At 66.5% G+C, this 13,598-nt stretch carries 15 protein-coding genes; 5 read left to right on the forward strand and 10 right to left on the reverse strand.

Annotation, left to right across the window (positions count from 1 at the left end):
- The first annotated feature begins 5 nt into the window (after positions 1 to 5).
- The 4 genes from eat to D3877_RS21330 all read left to right on the forward strand — a co-directional run bounded on the left by eat (position 6) and on the right by D3877_RS21330 (position 3,283).
- Positions 6 to 1,406 carry an ethanolamine permease gene (eat, locus tag D3877_RS21315; RefSeq protein WP_119832790.1) on the forward strand — a complete coding sequence of 467 codons (1,401 nt, stop codon included), beginning with the start codon at positions 6 to 8 and terminating at the stop codon, positions 1,404 to 1,406.
- A 188-nt stretch (positions 1,407 to 1,594) separates the two neighbouring features.
- Positions 1,595 to 2,653, forward strand: a complete 1,059-nt coding sequence (gene qhpR / locus D3877_RS21320; protein ID WP_119832791.1) for an AraC-like transcriptional regulator QhpR — start codon at positions 1,595 to 1,597, stop codon at positions 2,651 to 2,653.
- Positions 2,654 to 2,732: 79 nt separating this feature from the next.
- Entirely contained in the window at positions 2,733 to 2,987 is a 255-nt protein-coding gene (locus D3877_RS21325) for a type II toxin-antitoxin system CcdA family antitoxin (RefSeq protein WP_119832792.1), read from the forward strand.
- Entirely contained in the window at positions 2,987 to 3,283 is a 297-nt protein-coding gene (locus tag D3877_RS21330) for a CcdB family protein (protein WP_119832793.1), read from the forward strand. The genes D3877_RS21325 and D3877_RS21330 overlap by 1 nt, the downstream gene beginning before the upstream one ends.
- 13 nt (positions 3,284 to 3,296) lie before the next feature.
- Here D3877_RS21330 and D3877_RS21335 read toward each other — a convergent pair whose 3' ends face one another.
- Positions 3,297 to 4,730 (reverse strand): aminotransferase-like domain-containing protein, encoded by a 1,434-nt coding sequence (locus tag D3877_RS21335; RefSeq protein WP_119832794.1) that lies wholly within the window; start codon positions 4,728 to 4,730, stop codon positions 3,297 to 3,299.
- A 162-nt stretch (positions 4,731 to 4,892) separates the two neighbouring features.
- On the opposite strand from D3877_RS21335, the gene D3877_RS21340 reads away from it, so the two are divergent.
- Positions 4,893 to 5,603, forward strand: coding sequence for a response regulator (locus D3877_RS21340; RefSeq protein WP_119832795.1), 711 nt, complete (start codon positions 4,893 to 4,895; stop codon positions 5,601 to 5,603).
- Between the two features lie 9 nt (positions 5,604 to 5,612).
- Here the strand turns inward: D3877_RS21340 and D3877_RS21345 are convergent, their stop codons facing one another.
- From D3877_RS21345 to msrB, 9 genes are all read right to left on the reverse strand, one after another.
- Positions 5,613 to 6,473 carry an alpha/beta hydrolase gene (locus tag D3877_RS21345; RefSeq protein WP_199720881.1) on the reverse strand — a complete coding sequence of 287 codons (861 nt, stop codon included), beginning with the start codon at positions 6,471 to 6,473 and terminating at the stop codon, positions 5,613 to 5,615.
- A 52-nt stretch (positions 6,474 to 6,525) separates the two neighbouring features.
- Entirely contained in the window at positions 6,526 to 7,071 is a 546-nt protein-coding gene (locus D3877_RS21350; protein ID WP_119832797.1) for a GNAT family N-acetyltransferase, read from the reverse strand.
- A gap of 17 nt (positions 7,072 to 7,088) precedes the next feature.
- Positions 7,089 to 7,943, reverse strand: coding sequence for an MlaA family lipoprotein (locus D3877_RS21355; protein WP_238475019.1), 855 nt, complete (start codon positions 7,941 to 7,943; stop codon positions 7,089 to 7,091).
- The gene (locus D3877_RS21360) at positions 7,940 to 8,779 is read right to left on the reverse strand and encodes a COG4223 family protein (RefSeq protein ID WP_119832798.1); all 840 of its coding nucleotides are present in this window, start codon (positions 8,777 to 8,779) and stop codon (positions 7,940 to 7,942) included. Before D3877_RS21360 ends, D3877_RS21355 begins: the two co-directional genes overlap by 4 nt.
- 107 nt (positions 8,780 to 8,886) lie before the next feature.
- Complete coding sequence (locus D3877_RS21365; RefSeq protein WP_119832799.1) at positions 8,887 to 10,407, reverse strand: ATP-binding cassette domain-containing protein; 1,521 nt, start codon at positions 10,405 to 10,407, stop codon at positions 8,887 to 8,889.
- Between the two features lie 2 nt (positions 10,408 to 10,409).
- Positions 10,410 to 11,531: a hypothetical protein gene (locus tag D3877_RS21370; RefSeq protein ID WP_119832800.1), complete on the reverse strand. Its 1,122-nt coding sequence runs from the start codon at positions 11,529 to 11,531 to the stop codon at positions 10,410 to 10,412.
- A gap of 150 nt (positions 11,532 to 11,681) precedes the next feature.
- On the reverse strand, positions 11,682 to 12,320 hold the full coding sequence (locus D3877_RS21375) for a hypothetical protein (RefSeq protein WP_119832801.1): 639 nt from the start codon (positions 12,318 to 12,320) through the stop codon (positions 11,682 to 11,684).
- Positions 12,317 to 12,880, reverse strand: coding sequence for a hypothetical protein (locus tag D3877_RS21380; RefSeq protein ID WP_119832802.1), 564 nt, complete (start codon positions 12,878 to 12,880; stop codon positions 12,317 to 12,319). The genes D3877_RS21375 and D3877_RS21380 overlap by 4 nt, the downstream gene beginning before the upstream one ends.
- A 180-nt stretch (positions 12,881 to 13,060) precedes the next feature.
- Positions 13,061 to 13,465: a peptide-methionine (R)-S-oxide reductase MsrB gene (msrB, locus tag D3877_RS21385; protein WP_119832803.1), complete on the reverse strand. Its 405-nt coding sequence runs from the start codon at positions 13,463 to 13,465 to the stop codon at positions 13,061 to 13,063.
- Positions 13,466 to 13,598: the final 133 nt, after the last annotated feature.

Genomic DNA, 13,598 nt, shown 5'->3' on the forward strand with positions numbered 1-13,598 from the left:
TTTTCATGTCTGGGAACACGAAGCCTGAATTGAGCAAAAGCCTGACCGGCCTTCATCTGTGGGGCATCGCGGTCGGTCTGGTGATCTCCGGCGAATATTTCGGCTGGAGCTATGGCTGGGCGGCGGCGGGGACGCTGGGCTTCCTCGTCACCACGATCCTGATCGCGGCGATGTACACCACCTTCATCTTCAGCTTCACCGAGCTGACCACCGCCATCCCGCACGCCGGGGGGCCGTTCGCCTACAGCTACCGCGCCTTCGGGCCGACCGGCGGGTTCGTCGCTGGTTTTGCAACGCTGATCGAGTTCGTCTTCGCCCCGCCCGCCATCGCGCTGGCCATCGGCGCCTATTTGAACGTGCAGTATCCATCGCTGGATCCCAAGATGGCGGCGCTTGGCGCCTATGTCATCTTCATGGCGCTGAACATCGCGGGCGTGTCCATCGCCGCGACCTTCGAGCTGTTCGTCACCGTGCTGGCGATCATCGAATTGCTGGTGTTCATGGGCGTGGTGACGCCGGGCTTCACCTGGGCGAATTTCACGGCGAACGGCTGGTCGGGGGAAAACACCTTCACCATCAGCAGCGTCGGCGGCATCCTGGCCGCGATCCCCTTCGCCATCTGGTTCTTCCTGGCGATCGAGGGCGCGGCGATGGCGGCGGAAGAGACCAAGGATCCCAGCCGCACCGTGCCGCGCGCCTATATTTGCGGCATCCTGACCCTGGTGTTCCTGGCCTTCGGCACCATGATCTTCGCGGGCGGCGTCGGCGACTGGAAGGCGCTGTCCAACATCAACGACCCGCTGCCCCAGGCGATGAAGGCGGTGGTCGGTGAATCGAGCGGTTGGCTGCACATGCTGGTGTGGATCGGCCTGTTCGGTCTGGTCGCGTCCTTCCACGGCATCATCATGGGCTATTCGCGCCAGATCTTCGCCCTGTCGCGCGCCGGTTTCCTGCCGCCGATCTTCGCCACCGTCCACCCGACCCGCAAGACCCCGCATTGGGCCATTCTGGCGGGTGGCGTGGTCGGCATCGCCGCCGTCTTCTCCGACGAATGGATCCAGATCGGCGGGATGCCGCTGACCGCCAACATCGTCACCATGTCGGTGTTCGGCGCCATCGTCATGTACATCATGAGCATGGCGGCGCTGTTCAAGCTGCGTTCCAGCGAACCGAACCTGGCTCGTCCGTTCCGCGCGCCCTTCTACCCGGTGTTCCCGGCCATCTCGCTGGCCTTGGCGGTGTTGGCGCTCGGCACGATGATTTACTTCAACACCTTGGTGTTCGGCCTGTTCGTCGGGTTGTTCGCGCTGGGCTATCTGTTCTACCGCTTCACCGCCGATCTGCGGAACGACGGCGACCCGCTGTTGAACGTCGCCTTGGCCGAAGCGCGGTCGATGACCGACTGAGCTTCTCTCCCTTTGCCGAAGCGTCACGCTGAAGGCCGCCGTCCCCCCCCGACGGCGGCCTTTTCGTTTCTATGCGAATGGTCAGACTATCGTGCAATAGAGAGTGCGTGCAAATTTTGTCACTCTGACCACCGGGTTCGGCACGGCGATTGCTGCATTGCGGCAAACCGGCTTCGGAAGGGTCTGTCATGACGGCGCACGGATCGAATTCTAGGCAGATCGCCGCAGGCCGCCCAACAGATGGGCAGGGGAACCGGCGCAACATCCTGGCCGCCGCCGCGTCCGGCGTCGCCGCCTTCATCACCCAGCAGGGCGGCCAGCCCGACCATGTGTTCCACCGCGTCGGGGTGGAGGAAAAGGCGCTGGGCCAACCAACCTCGGCGCTCGACCTCGCCGCCTATGTGGCGATGATGGAGGTGGCGGCGGGGGAGACCGGCAACGACAATTTCGGCCTTCTGTTCGGTCGCCAGTTCCAGCCCGACATGCTGGGGCTGATCGGGCGAATCGCGCTGTCGGCGCCGACGTTGGGGGCGTCGCTGGAGCATCTTGCCCGCCTCTTTCCCTTTCACCAGCAGGCGACCGAAACCCGCTTCGTCCGCGACAACGGGTTGCTGCGGCTGGAATACCGCATCCTGGATGGCCGCATCGTCGAGCGGCGGCAGGACGCCGAACTGACCATGGGCATGTTCGCCAACGTCGTCCGCGCCTGCCTCGGCCCGTCCTGGATGCCGGAGGAGGTGCATTTCGAGCATCCCAAGCCGGAGCATTGGCGCCAGCACGAATCCCTGTTCGACGCCCCGGCCCATTTCGGCCAGCGCACCAACGCCCTGGTGCTGCGCGACCGCGATCTCGACCGGCGGATGCCCGGCGGCGACATGGCGCGGTTGACCGCGCTGTGCGGCACGCTGGTGGACATCGCGCGCGACACCGGCGAACCGGCGCTGCTCGACCGGGTGACGGCGGAAATCCGCGCGCGCCTGCCCGAAGGCTGTCCCTATGTCGAGGACATCGCCGATCGGCTGGGCGTGGCGCGCTGGACCCTGCAACGCCGCCTGGCCGAGGAGGGCTTGAGCTTTTCCGATCTGGTGGAGCGGGTGCGGCGCGATCTGGCGGCGGTCTACATCCGGCAACGCCATGTCCCCATCGCCGACATCGGCTTTCTGCTGGGCTATTCCGAAGTCAGCGCCTTCAGCCGCGCCTTCCGCCGCTGGTTCGGCGTGTCGCCGCTGCGGATGCGGGCGCAGTAGACCGGGAGGGCGACGGTCATCGCTTGATCTTACCCATAACTATGGGCATTCTCTATGCGCATGAGCATGGAGAAGCAGGATGCCGGACACGCGCCTGTCCTTTGACGCCTCCGCCCCGAAGCGGGCGACCAACGTCAGCCTCAACAGCGATCTGTTGGAGCAAGCCAAAGCCCTTGGCGTCAATGTCTCGCGGGCCTGCGAGCGCGGTTTGGCGGCGCAGATTACCGAACTGCGCGAAAAGCGCTGGTTGGACGAAAACCGCGCGGCTCTTGCCTCGTCGAACGCCTATGTCGAGGCGCATGGCCTTCCTTTGGCGAAGCATCGCCCCTACTGATGGCCCGTTTCGACATTCACCGTCGTCTCGACGGCTCTGGCTATCTGCTTGACCTACAGGCCAATATTTTGCGGGATCTCAACACGCGCCTTGTCGCGCCGCTTCTGCCGCCAAACTTAGCGCCACGGCCCGCCACTCTGCTCAACCCGGTTTTCATGATCGAAGGAGAGCCACAGGTGATGGTGACGCAATTTGCGGGCGCGGTTCACGTCTCTGAACTCGGCCCTTGCGTCGGCAACCTCCTGTCGGAGGACACCATCATCATCGCTGCCTTGGACCGGCTGATCGGCGCCTGACGCCCTGCCCACCTCACACGATCGACAGCATCGCCGACACCGGGGCTTCCAGGGAATCGGCGATGGCGCGCAGGCCGCGCGCGGCTTCGTCGCGGGATCCTGGCATGCACAGGCCGACGCGGACGGCGTGGGGCGCGCTGGTGCGGCCCACGGCGAAGGCGTCGGCGCCGGTGACGACCACGCCGCGCCGACGGGTTTCAGCGATGAAATCCTCGCGCCGCCAGGGTTCGGGCAGGACCAGCCAGATGTGTTGCGCCGACGGGTGGCCATAGACGGTTTCCGTCGGCAGGATGGAGCGGGCCAGACGTTGGCGGGCCAGATCCTCGGCGCGCTGGGCATCGACGATGCGGTCGGCGGTGCCTTCCTGAATCCAGCGGCTGGCCACCTCGGCGGTCAGGGTGGGGGCGGAATATTGCAGGGCGCGGATCGCCGCCTCAACGCGGGAGCGCAGCTCCGGCGGGGCGACGACGTAGCCGACGCGCAGACCCGCCGACACGCTTTTCGACAGGCTGGTGACGTAGAGCGTGATGTCCGGGGCGATGGTCTGGATCGGCAGGGCGTCCGGCACCATGAAGCCGAACACGTCGTCTTCGATGATGATGACGCCGTAGCGCCGGGCGATGGCCGCGATCTCGATCCGGCGTTCCTGCGGCATCACCACGGCGGTCGGGTTGTGCATGGTCGGCACGAGATAGAGCGCCTTCGGCCCCAGACGGCGGCAAGCGCTGTCAAAGGCGTCGGGGACGAGGCCATGCTCGTCGATGGCGACGCCCTCCAGGTGATAGCCCTGGTTGGCGGCCAGCGTCTTGGCTCCGATGTTGGTCAGGCGTTCCGTCACCACGATGTCGCCGGGCCGGGCCACGGCGCACAGCGCCACCGCCATGGCGTTTTGCGCCCCGGTGGCGAGCAGCACGGCGTCCGCCGTGGTTTGCACCCGGTGTTGCCGCTCCAACCACGCCGCCCCGGCCTCGCGGTGGGCGGGCAAACCGGCGTGCGGGGCGTAGCCGAGAAAGGCGGCGGTTTGCCCGGACGCGCCGATGGCGCCCAGCGTGTTGGCCAAGGCCTGGACCGCCAGCGCGTGTTCGGGACGAAGCGTCGTCATGTTGACGGTGGAGCCGCCCCCGCCCCCCATCACCACCCCGCCCGGCAACGGCGCGCTGGGCGTGAAGCTGGACGCGAAGGGCGCGGGAATCAGAGCGGCGCGCGGGCTTTGCACGAAGGTGCCGCGCCCAACCTCGCCGCCGATCAGCCCCCGCTTTTCCGCTTCGGCGTAGGCGCGCGTCACGGTGCCGACGGTGACGCCCAGCCGAAAGGCGAGGTCGCGGTGGGTCGGCAGGCGCGCGCCAATCGGCAACGCCTCGCTGGCGATGTCGTCGGCCAGGGCGTCGGCGATGACGCGGTACAGCGGGCCGGTGCGTCCGGCGAGATCGGGCGTCCAATTTGTCATGGAGACAATGATGGCATTGTCCCGGGCCTTTGACAAGCGCTGCCACATTGTCACCATATCCGACAGCGCGCGAAGCAAACAATCCGCAGGGTGACGGGCGGGCGGCAAGCCGCTAGTTTGGCGTCAAGGCCTTTTGCGCAGCCGATTTTTCCGTGGGGGACGATGCACACCATCGCCGTTGTTGACGACGACCCCATCACCCGCGAAACCCTGAAGTCCTATCTGGAAGGCGAAGGCTATCGGGTGATGCTGGCACGGGATGGCGACCAGTTGTCGGCCCTGCTGGCGCGCGGGCGGATCGACCTTCTGCTGCTGGACATCCGGCTGCCCGGCAAGGATGGGCTGATGGTGACGCGCGAGCTGCGGGCGACCTCCAACATCGGAATCATCCTCATCACCGGGCGGTCGGATCGGATGGACCGCATCATCGGATTGGAACTGGGCGCCGACGACTACATCACCAAGCCGTTCGAGCCGCGCGAGATTCTGGCCCGCACCCGCAGCCTGCTGCGCCGGGTGGCCCGCCCCGGCCAATCGCCGACCACCCAGCCGCTGAGCGGTCGGATCAAGCGCTTTGAGGGGTGGGAACTGCACCTCGACAAGCGCCGCCTGCGCGATCCGGGCGGCGAGGATGTCCGCCTGACCTCGGCGGAGTTCGATTTGCTGGCCGCCCTGGTCGAAAACCAGGGGCGCGTGCTGACCCGCGACGATCTGCTGGATCTGACGATGCGCGGCGACAATGTGCCCTACGACCGCTCCATCGACCGGCTGGTCCGCCGCCTGCGCCGGGTGATCGAAGCCGATCCGGCGGAACCGACGCGGATCGTCACCGTCCATGGCATGGGCTACCTGTTTCAGGCGGCGGTGGAGTAGGGGGACGGCTTATCCCTGCGCCTTCAGCCCTTTCAGGAAGCCGTCCACGTCGTCCAGGACCGGGGCTAGCCAGCGCAGAGGCCGGGCGAAGGCGGCGATGATGCGCAGATGCCCGACGCCGTCATACTCGACGGCCCGCGCCGTTCCGCCCAAACCCCGGATCCGCTCGGTCAGATTGCGGGTGTTGCGCGGGTAGACCGTGTCATCCTCCGTCCCCGTCGCCAGCAGCAGGGGCGGGGCTTGTCGGGTGGCGTGGTTGATCGGTTGGGTGTCGGGCCGCTGCTCTTCCGGGCCGAACAGATCCTTCAGCATGTCGCTGGTCAGCGGCAGGAAATCATAAGGTCCGGCCAAACCGACCACGCCGCTGAGGTCGCGCGCCGGGTCCAAGCCCTGCGCGCCCAACCATCGGTCGTCCAGCGCCAACATCATGGCGTTGTAGGCCCCCGCCGAATGCCCCATCAGCGCCACCGGGCCGGGCGCAACGCCATGCTCGACGCCATGGCGGCGCAGCCACGCCACCGCCGCCGCCGAATCCTCCAGAAAGGCCGGGTAGCGCACGGCGGGGTAAAGCCGGTAATTCGGCACGGCGACGGTGTGGCCGCGCGCCGCCAACGCCTGGGCGACGAAACGGTACAGCCCCTTGTCCCCGGATTCCCAATTGCCGCCGTAGAAAAACACGACCACCGCCCCGCCAGGAGTCGGCGCGTCGGGCTGGTACAGATCAAGCCGCAGGCGCGGATCGGCGGCGAAGGGAAGGTCTGATGTCAACCGATAGCCCGAACGCGGCGTCACCGCGTCGATCAGGGCCGGGCCGGAGCAGGCGGTCAAGGTCAGGATCAGCGGCGCCATCAGGGCGGGAATGCGTGTCATGGCGCGTGACATAGGGCGCCGCGCCCGCTTGTCCAGCCGGAAAGGGCGGCCTTCAGCCTTCCCACGCCTCGCGCTTGAGGCGGTACAGGACATGGCGCTTCAGCGGGTGCTGGTCGGGAACCCGTGGATGGTCAAAATCATCCTGTTCGTCGCGCGTCATGCCCAGCCGCTCCATGACCCGGCGGGATCGTTGATTGGCGGGAACGGTCAAGGCGACGATCTGCGCCAAGCCAAGGCGGGTGAAGCCATCCCGCAGGGCCAGCCGGGCGGCCTCCGTCGCGTAGCCATGACCCCAATGGGCCGAGCCGAGCCGCCAGCCGATTTCAACCGCTGGCGTGAAATGCGCCGGGTAGGTCACATGGACCAAGCCGACGAAACCGATGAAGGGGCTGACGCCGGGAAGCTCGACGGCCCAAAAGCCGAATCCATGATCGGCGTAGTGCTGACGGATGCGCGCCGCCAGCGCGTCGCACGCCTGCCGATCCGGCGGCGGCAACAAATGCTCCATCACAGCCGGGTCGGCGGACAGCGCGGCGAAGGCGTCGAGGTCGTCATCGCGCCAGAGCCGGAGCAACAGACGGGGGCTTTCCAAACGCATCGTCGCGGTGTCCGGCCTTATCCCATCTTGCGCGGCGGCGCCGGATCGCCGCGCAGCGCGGCGCAGCGGGCACGGCGTTGGGCGAGGTAGCGGTCGCGCGTCGTCGCGTAATCGGTGAAGCCGATGGCCTTGGCCTGCGGGTCGATCTGGCGGGTGGCGACGACGTCGGCGACGATCTCCACCGTTTCGGCGATGGCGATGGTTTGCAGCGTGGCCCCGGTGCCGAACAGGCTGCCCGCCGCCACCCACAGCACGGCGTTGGTCAACACGACGTCGGCCACCGCGTCGCGCACCGTGCGCGGGCCGACGAAGGGCAGGACCACATAGCCGCCCTCGCCAACCCCGGCCCTGCACAGGCTCAGGCCCGCGTCGGTGTGGGCCGGGCGAAAGCCCCAAGAGGTCGCGGTGTCGTAATAGCCGAGCACGCCGATGGTGCTGTTGATGCCGAACCGCTCCACCGACCGCCAACTGTTGCCAAAATCGCCAACAGCCAGCGCGGCGATGGCAGTCACGGGTTCGTTGACCAGATTGGCCACCACGTTGGTCAGGCTGCCGCCGCCGCTGGCCGTCGCGGCGGGTTTGGCCGCCGCTTGCGGTCCCTGCCACCAGGCGGACAGTTGGTCGATCTTGCCGTAGACCGCCTTGTTCATCGCGAACATGTAACGGCTGTAGACGTCCAGGACGCCGCCCGCCGCCGGATCCTTGGGCGGATACATCTTGACCGGCGGCAGCACCGCAAGAGGCGCCTCCGTTGTCGGTTTCAACGTCTCGGCGGGAGGCAGCGCGGCGGATTGCGCCGCCACCGGCCCGGACAGGGCCGACGCCAACAACAGCGCGGCGGCGGCAAGGCCGGGGCGGCGGCGACCGCTCATGGGCGGGCCAGCGTGGCGGCGATGCGGTCGCCCAGCTTGGTGATCGCCGTGTCGGCGGCGATGCGGGCGCGCACCTCGTTCACCCAAGGTTCGACCAGAGCCGCCGCGTCGCCGCTCATCGAGGCCAACTCGTTGACGGCGCCCGACAGATCGTTGCTTCCCAGCCGGTCCTTGACCCGGTCGGCGAGAACGGAGGCGCGTTCCACCGGCGGGAAGACGCCCGCCGGTTCCGCGCCCGGCGCCGGACGGCCCAGCAGGGAGTTCATCCAGGCGATGGGAATCACCTTGTAATCGCGGCGGGTCAACTCGTCGGCCAACTCGTTGAACTCGGTGCGAAGCTGGGAGCCAACCAGGATGCCCGTTGAAGCCTGCTTGTCGAGCGCCTCCAAGGCCGGGGCCAGCGGACCCAGATCGCGGTTGGACGCGCGGACCAGCGCCAACTCGACATCAAACGGGCCGGGACGGCGCAGCGCCGATTGCAGTTGGACCAGGGCGACCAGACCGACCCGCGACTCGGCGGCGGCCTGCGCCGTTTTGGCGGCGGCGGAATCCTGCTGGGCCTTGACGAGGTTGGCGTTGACCTCGGCCAGTTTGCGTTCGAGATCGGCGACCGACTGGTTCAAACGCCCGATGTCCACATCCTGCCGCGCCGTGGTCGCGGCGGCGGGGGTGCGCAGGTGCAGCAGCTTGAACAGCGGCGGCGACCAGAAGGACGAGGTCACGGCGGCGACCAGCGCCAACGCCGCCATCGTGGTGGTGCCACCGGCGGCGCGGTACGCCCCGGTCCGTTGGGCGGCGCCCGCCTGCGTCAAAGACGGATTGTCATCACCGGACATGTGTCACCTCCCAAAACCGTTCATTCTAACTACAGCCGATGAGCAGTTGCGGCAAGATCGTATGCGGCGTCGCATACCGACGCCGCCTTGCCCAAAAAGTCATCCGCTCAAAAGGTCAGCGTCAGCACCGACACCACGGCGTGGACCATCAGCGTGACGGTCACGCCCGCGATGATTGATTGCGCGATGGCCGTGTTGATGGCGATGACCGAATCCTTGGGCCGCATGCCGATGACGATGGCGATGCCGCTGGCCAGCAGACCGCTCAAGGCGACCTTCAGCAGAACCCAGCCCATTTTGGGCGACGGCGTCAGCCCGTTGAGCAGAAGTTTGCGGAAAAAATGGTCCTGCCACAGCTCGCGGTGCTGCTGGGGGAACAGCAGGTGCCAGGTTTCCATCGACCCCCAACTCGCCACCGCCAGCGACACCACCAGCAGCAGACCGGATCCAACCACCATGTTCAGGACAATGGCGGTGAAGATGTAGCCGCGCGCCGGAATTTGCAGATTGTCCATCGCCTTGAACTGAGACGACAACACCCGGTTGCCGATGTCGGCGGCGATGATGGCGTTGTTGCGGGCGACGAACAGGATGCTGCTGATGAGCGGCACGGCGACGGTGGCCTGAACCAACCCGACTCCGACCAGCGTCTCGTCATGCAGCACCGATTTCAGGAAGCCGCCGAAGGAGTTGTAATTGAAGCCGAACCACATGGACACAAAGCCCATGATGAGCGCCCCCATCCCCATATAGATCAACATCAAGGGGGAGGCGCAGAGCACCCAGAAATATTCGGCCAGATAGCGCAGAAACCAATGCAACCGCGAGCGCCGACCAATGGAGGCGGGCCACGGGTTGCGGGCGAGCGGCGCGGAGCCGCGCGCCTCGTCCACGCCGGTCTTGACCAGTTCGGCTTCGACCAGATCGGCGTCGGGCGGCACCTCGATCAACCGGCGCCCGCGCGTGTCGAGCAGCAGCACCCGGTCGGCGATGGGCAGCAGATCCTTGACGTGGTGGGCGACGATCAACGCCGGTTTGCCCATCACTTGGCACAGGCCGCGAATAAGCTCGCCCAAGCGCCGGGCCGACACGACGTCGAGGCCGGAGTTCGGCTCGTCGAACAGCAGGACCGGGCGGTCGGCCAGCACGGTGCGGGCGATGGCCAGACGCTGGCGCTGCCCGCCGCTGCACGCGGCGATGCGCTTGTCCGGCCCAACGTCGGCCAGCAGCGCGGTGGCGTCGCCCATCAATGACGGGTGCGTGCTGGTGGCGTGATCGGCGGCGATGCGCAGGTTTTCAATGGCCGACAAATCGTCGAACAGCGCGTGATCCTGAAAGACGATGCCGCCAATGTCGCTGCGCTCGTGGCTCAGGTCGATGGTCCGGTCGCCATGCCGCAATTTGCCGGTGACGGTCCAACCGCCCTCGCCAACCTCCAGCAGGCCGCCCAGCAGCTTGACGATGGTCGATTTGCCGCCGCCGCTGGGGCCGACCAGCAACACGACCTCGTGCGCGCGCATCACAAGGTTGGTTTCGTTCAGCACCCGTCCGCCGCCGGGTCGCGAAATCGTCAGGTTTTCAATGACGATGTCAGCCCCGGTGGGGGCGGCGAGGGGGGAAATGGGCATCGTCACGGCGTGGCGCTCCGCACCAGAATCTTGGGCACGCTGGAATCGACGCTCACCATGGCGTCGCGCTGCTGGGGAGTCATCAGGATCACCACAGGGCCGGGATGGCCGCCAACCAGCCCGTTGAAGGTGTAAGCGGCCACCGCGTTCAAATCGCCGCCCTCGCGCGTGCCGAACAGGATGCGCGGCGCCATCAAGGACAGATCGCTGCTCGCCGGTCCCATCGGGGCCAGATAGCGGGCCATACGCGGATCCGTGGCCAAACGCAGCAGGGTTTCTTCGATGCGGTGGTCGGCGGCCAGCGCGTCGATGGCGTTGCCCGCGAAGAGTTGCAGGAAGGCCTTGGTCTGCCGCGCCTCGATCACCTGGGCGACGGCGCGCTCCAGAACGCCCTGGTCGCGCATGTCGCGCAGCGCGGCTTCCACCGCCTGCTCGACCGGCGCCGTGTTCCAGGGGCGGGCGTTGAAGACGCTGAACACGGTGCCGACGTTGGCCTGCACGATGTCCCACAGCAACCCGTCGAGCCGACGCAGCAGCAGCGGGCGAACCTCGCGGGCGGCGACGTCGCGCAGGATGGGTTCGGCCCCACGCAACATCTCGTCATAGGCCGCGCGGGTGGAGGGGTGTTTCCACGCGGTTTCGATGGCGCTGCGCGCGGCGTCCTGCAACAGCGGTCGGTAATCGTTGGTGAATTCCGGCGAATGCAAAATGGCGTCGGCGGATTGGCGCAACGACAGGGCCAGCGCGGTGACGCCGGCGCGCAGACGCGCCCGCTCCTCGTCGGTGGCCAGCAGCCACAAGGCCCGCAGATCGGCGGAGAAGAGCACGCCTTCGCTGGCCTCGGCCAACAACGGCTCGTAAGGGTCATACAGGGTCACGCGGATCCGGCCATCCGGGTCGCGACTCGCGTAACCCGACCGGATGGTCGAACGGTCGGGCCGCAACGTCAGCACTGGAAAGACGCCGTTCAGCGGCGGCAGAGTTTCCGGCGACACCGGAACGAAGGACAGGTTGGGCGACGCCCCGCGCAGCGGCAGGGCCGCCATACCGGCGGCGACGAACAGCGCCAGCAAACACAGACTGGCAAGGGCCGGCAAAACCCCCGACCGACCGACATCATCCATAGCTTGCCAACCCCATTGCCCGGCCACACCTCTCGCGCCGTGCAGGGAAGCATTTTAAATCACGGGGAAACAACAGAAATAAGCAGCCCCGCCGCGTGTCATCGGGCTGTCATGGTCAACGTGCCAGATTGCGACAACCGGGGTGCGCGCCTAGGAGCGGGCCACCGTTGTTTTGTTGCGCGGCGGCTTGGCGTTTCCCTTTGCGGCGCCGTCGCCGTCGGGATTTTCCTTGCCCGGTTTGCGAAAGGTGCTGAGTTCGGCGATGCGGTTGACCGACAAGCCGCTGAGGCGGCATCCGGCGACCTCAACCACCTCAAACCCCGCCCGCCGCTGAAAGCGGGAGGTGACGCGATCGCGAGCGTCACGCTCGCCATCGGCCACCAACAGATAGCGCCGCACGCCGCTCCAGCCCCTCTGACCGCGCGATTCGACGCTGTTGGACGGCGAGCAGCGGACCGCGACCTCCCAAAACCGACCGGGCCGTGGCTCCTGCCGGTCAAAAACGAAATAACGGTCGAGCGGAGCGTCCTTTTTCTTCTCAAACTCGACGAGAGCGGCTTGCAGATCGACTTCCGCCTTCTGGACACGCTTTTCCATCTCGGCGGAATGATGGGCAAGCTGGGCGTAGTCGGAGGCGACATCGGCGACCTCCCGCGTCACGTCGTCCACCTTGTCCTTCAGCTTGGAGTTGGAGATTTTCGTCAGCACGAGCTGACGGCGCCAGTAACGATTGGACAGAACGGTCAAAACCATCAAGCCCAGCGCGAAATACAGCATCATCCCGGTCATGAGTCGCCGTTCTCCGCCGTGGGGTCCGGGGCCAGGGCCAAAGGAACGACCGGCGACGTCACCACCCCGTTGCGCTTGCCAAAGGCCATGAGCAAGCTTCCGTGCGCTTGATCGGTGGAGTTGGCCAGGATGTGGACGACGTTGCGGTATTCCCAGATCTGGCGCGAAAACACGATCTCCTTGCGGTCCAGTTCGGCAAATTCCGCGCTGACCGCCAGTTGCGCCCAATAGACGTCGGGGTCGCCGTCAGCGTCGCCAACCTCATGGACCAGTTCAATTTTCGAATATTCCAGCGCCTTCAATTCGCTTTGCGTCTTGTGGCGGCGTCCGTTGAATTCGGTCAAGCGGGCCTGAAGCGTCGTCAGATCGACACGCTTGCGCTCGGTCTTCTGCCGCCATTCGGCCAGGGCGGCGCGCTTTTTCTCATAGGTCCGCTGCGCCATCGCTTCCCGCGCCTTTTCAGCGCTGACCCGACCAACGTCGATGACGATGGACAGGCCAAGCGCGGCGGCGCTGGTTATCAGCAGCAGCATCCCCAAAAACTCGGCGGAAACCACCATTCATCCACCCAATCGCCGCAACGACGCGCCATGTCACACGCCGCGACACCGCGTCGCATCCAGCCGATTGTACCACCGAGTCCCTGTGTCCGGCTTGTAATTTTTTAGCGGTAATTTGACACAATTTGGAAACAAGGGCGGCGCGGTCGCAACGCGACGGCGCGCCGCCGCTGTTCACGTTCAGTCGCCCGTCTCATCGCGGGGGGCGAAGCTCAGCGCCACGCCGTTCATGCAATAGCGTTTTCCGGTCGGCTGCGGCCCATCGTCAAAGCGGTGGCCAAGATGCCCGTTGCAGCGGGCGCAATGCACCTCGGTGCGCGGATAGGCCAGCTTGAAATCGGTCGAGGTCGCGATGGCGCCCGGCAACGCCTCCCAAAAGCTGGGCCAGCCCGACCCGCTGTCGTATTTGGCCGCGCTGCTGTAAAGCGGCTGGCCACAGTCGGCGCACTGATAGAGACCCGTGCGTTTCTCGTGATTCAGCGGGCTGGAGCCGGGATGTTCGGTGCCATGCTCGCGCAGAACGCGGAATTGGGTGGGGGAAAGATCGCGCTTCCAGTCGTCCTTGGTTTTGTCGCCGCAGCCCATGCCGAAGATCTCCCTTTGCGGTCGTGTGTTGGGTCCGTTGCGGATCCGTTCATCGGATATTGGCCGGGAAGACGCTTTTCCCAAGGGCGGACGCATCCGCTTCACGCGCTTGTGACCAAGCGTCAGCGGCGTT

This window comes from Azospirillum cavernae (genome assembly GCF_003590795.1).
GTDB classification, from domain to species: domain Bacteria; phylum Pseudomonadota; class Alphaproteobacteria; order Azospirillales; family Azospirillaceae; genus Azospirillum; species Azospirillum cavernae.

Excerpts from the sequence above, each read along its gene's own strand:
- D3877_RS21355 (WP_238475019.1), bottom strand. The coding sequence starts at position 7,943 with ATGAGCGGTCGCCGCCGCCCCGGCCTTGCCGCCGCCGCGCTGTTGTTG.
- D3877_RS21335 (WP_119832794.1), bottom strand. The coding sequence starts at position 4,730 with ATGACAAATTGGACGCCCGATCTCGCCGGACGCACCGGCCCGCTGTAC.
- D3877_RS21380 (WP_119832802.1), bottom strand. The coding sequence starts at position 12,880 with ATGGTGGTTTCCGCCGAGTTTTTGGGGATGCTGCTGCTGATAACCAGC.
- qhpR (WP_119832791.1), top strand. The coding sequence starts at position 1,595 with ATGACGGCGCACGGATCGAATTCTAGGCAGATCGCCGCAGGCCGCCCA.
- D3877_RS21370 (WP_119832800.1), bottom strand. The coding sequence starts at position 11,531 with ATGGATGATGTCGGTCGGTCGGGGGTTTTGCCGGCCCTTGCCAGTCTG.
- eat (WP_119832790.1), top strand. The coding sequence starts at position 6 with ATGTCTGGGAACACGAAGCCTGAATTGAGCAAAAGCCTGACCGGCCTT.
- D3877_RS21375 (WP_119832801.1), bottom strand. The coding sequence starts at position 12,320 with ATGACCGGGATGATGCTGTATTTCGCGCTGGGCTTGATGGTTTTGACC.
- D3877_RS21345 (WP_199720881.1), bottom strand. The coding sequence starts at position 6,473 with ATGACACGCATTCCCGCCCTGATGGCGCCGCTGATCCTGACCTTGACC.
- D3877_RS21330 (WP_119832793.1), top strand. The coding sequence starts at position 2,987 with ATGGCCCGTTTCGACATTCACCGTCGTCTCGACGGCTCTGGCTATCTG.
- D3877_RS21340 (WP_119832795.1), top strand. The coding sequence starts at position 4,893 with ATGCACACCATCGCCGTTGTTGACGACGACCCCATCACCCGCGAAACC.
- D3877_RS21325 (WP_119832792.1), top strand. The coding sequence starts at position 2,733 with ATGCCGGACACGCGCCTGTCCTTTGACGCCTCCGCCCCGAAGCGGGCG.
- D3877_RS21360 (WP_119832798.1), bottom strand. The coding sequence starts at position 8,779 with ATGTCCGGTGATGACAATCCGTCTTTGACGCAGGCGGGCGCCGCCCAA.
- D3877_RS21365 (WP_119832799.1), bottom strand. The coding sequence starts at position 10,407 with ATGCCCATTTCCCCCCTCGCCGCCCCCACCGGGGCTGACATCGTCATT.
- D3877_RS21350 (WP_119832797.1), bottom strand. The coding sequence starts at position 7,071 with ATGCGTTTGGAAAGCCCCCGTCTGTTGCTCCGGCTCTGGCGCGATGAC.
- msrB (WP_119832803.1), bottom strand. The coding sequence starts at position 13,465 with ATGGGCTGCGGCGACAAAACCAAGGACGACTGGAAGCGCGATCTTTCC.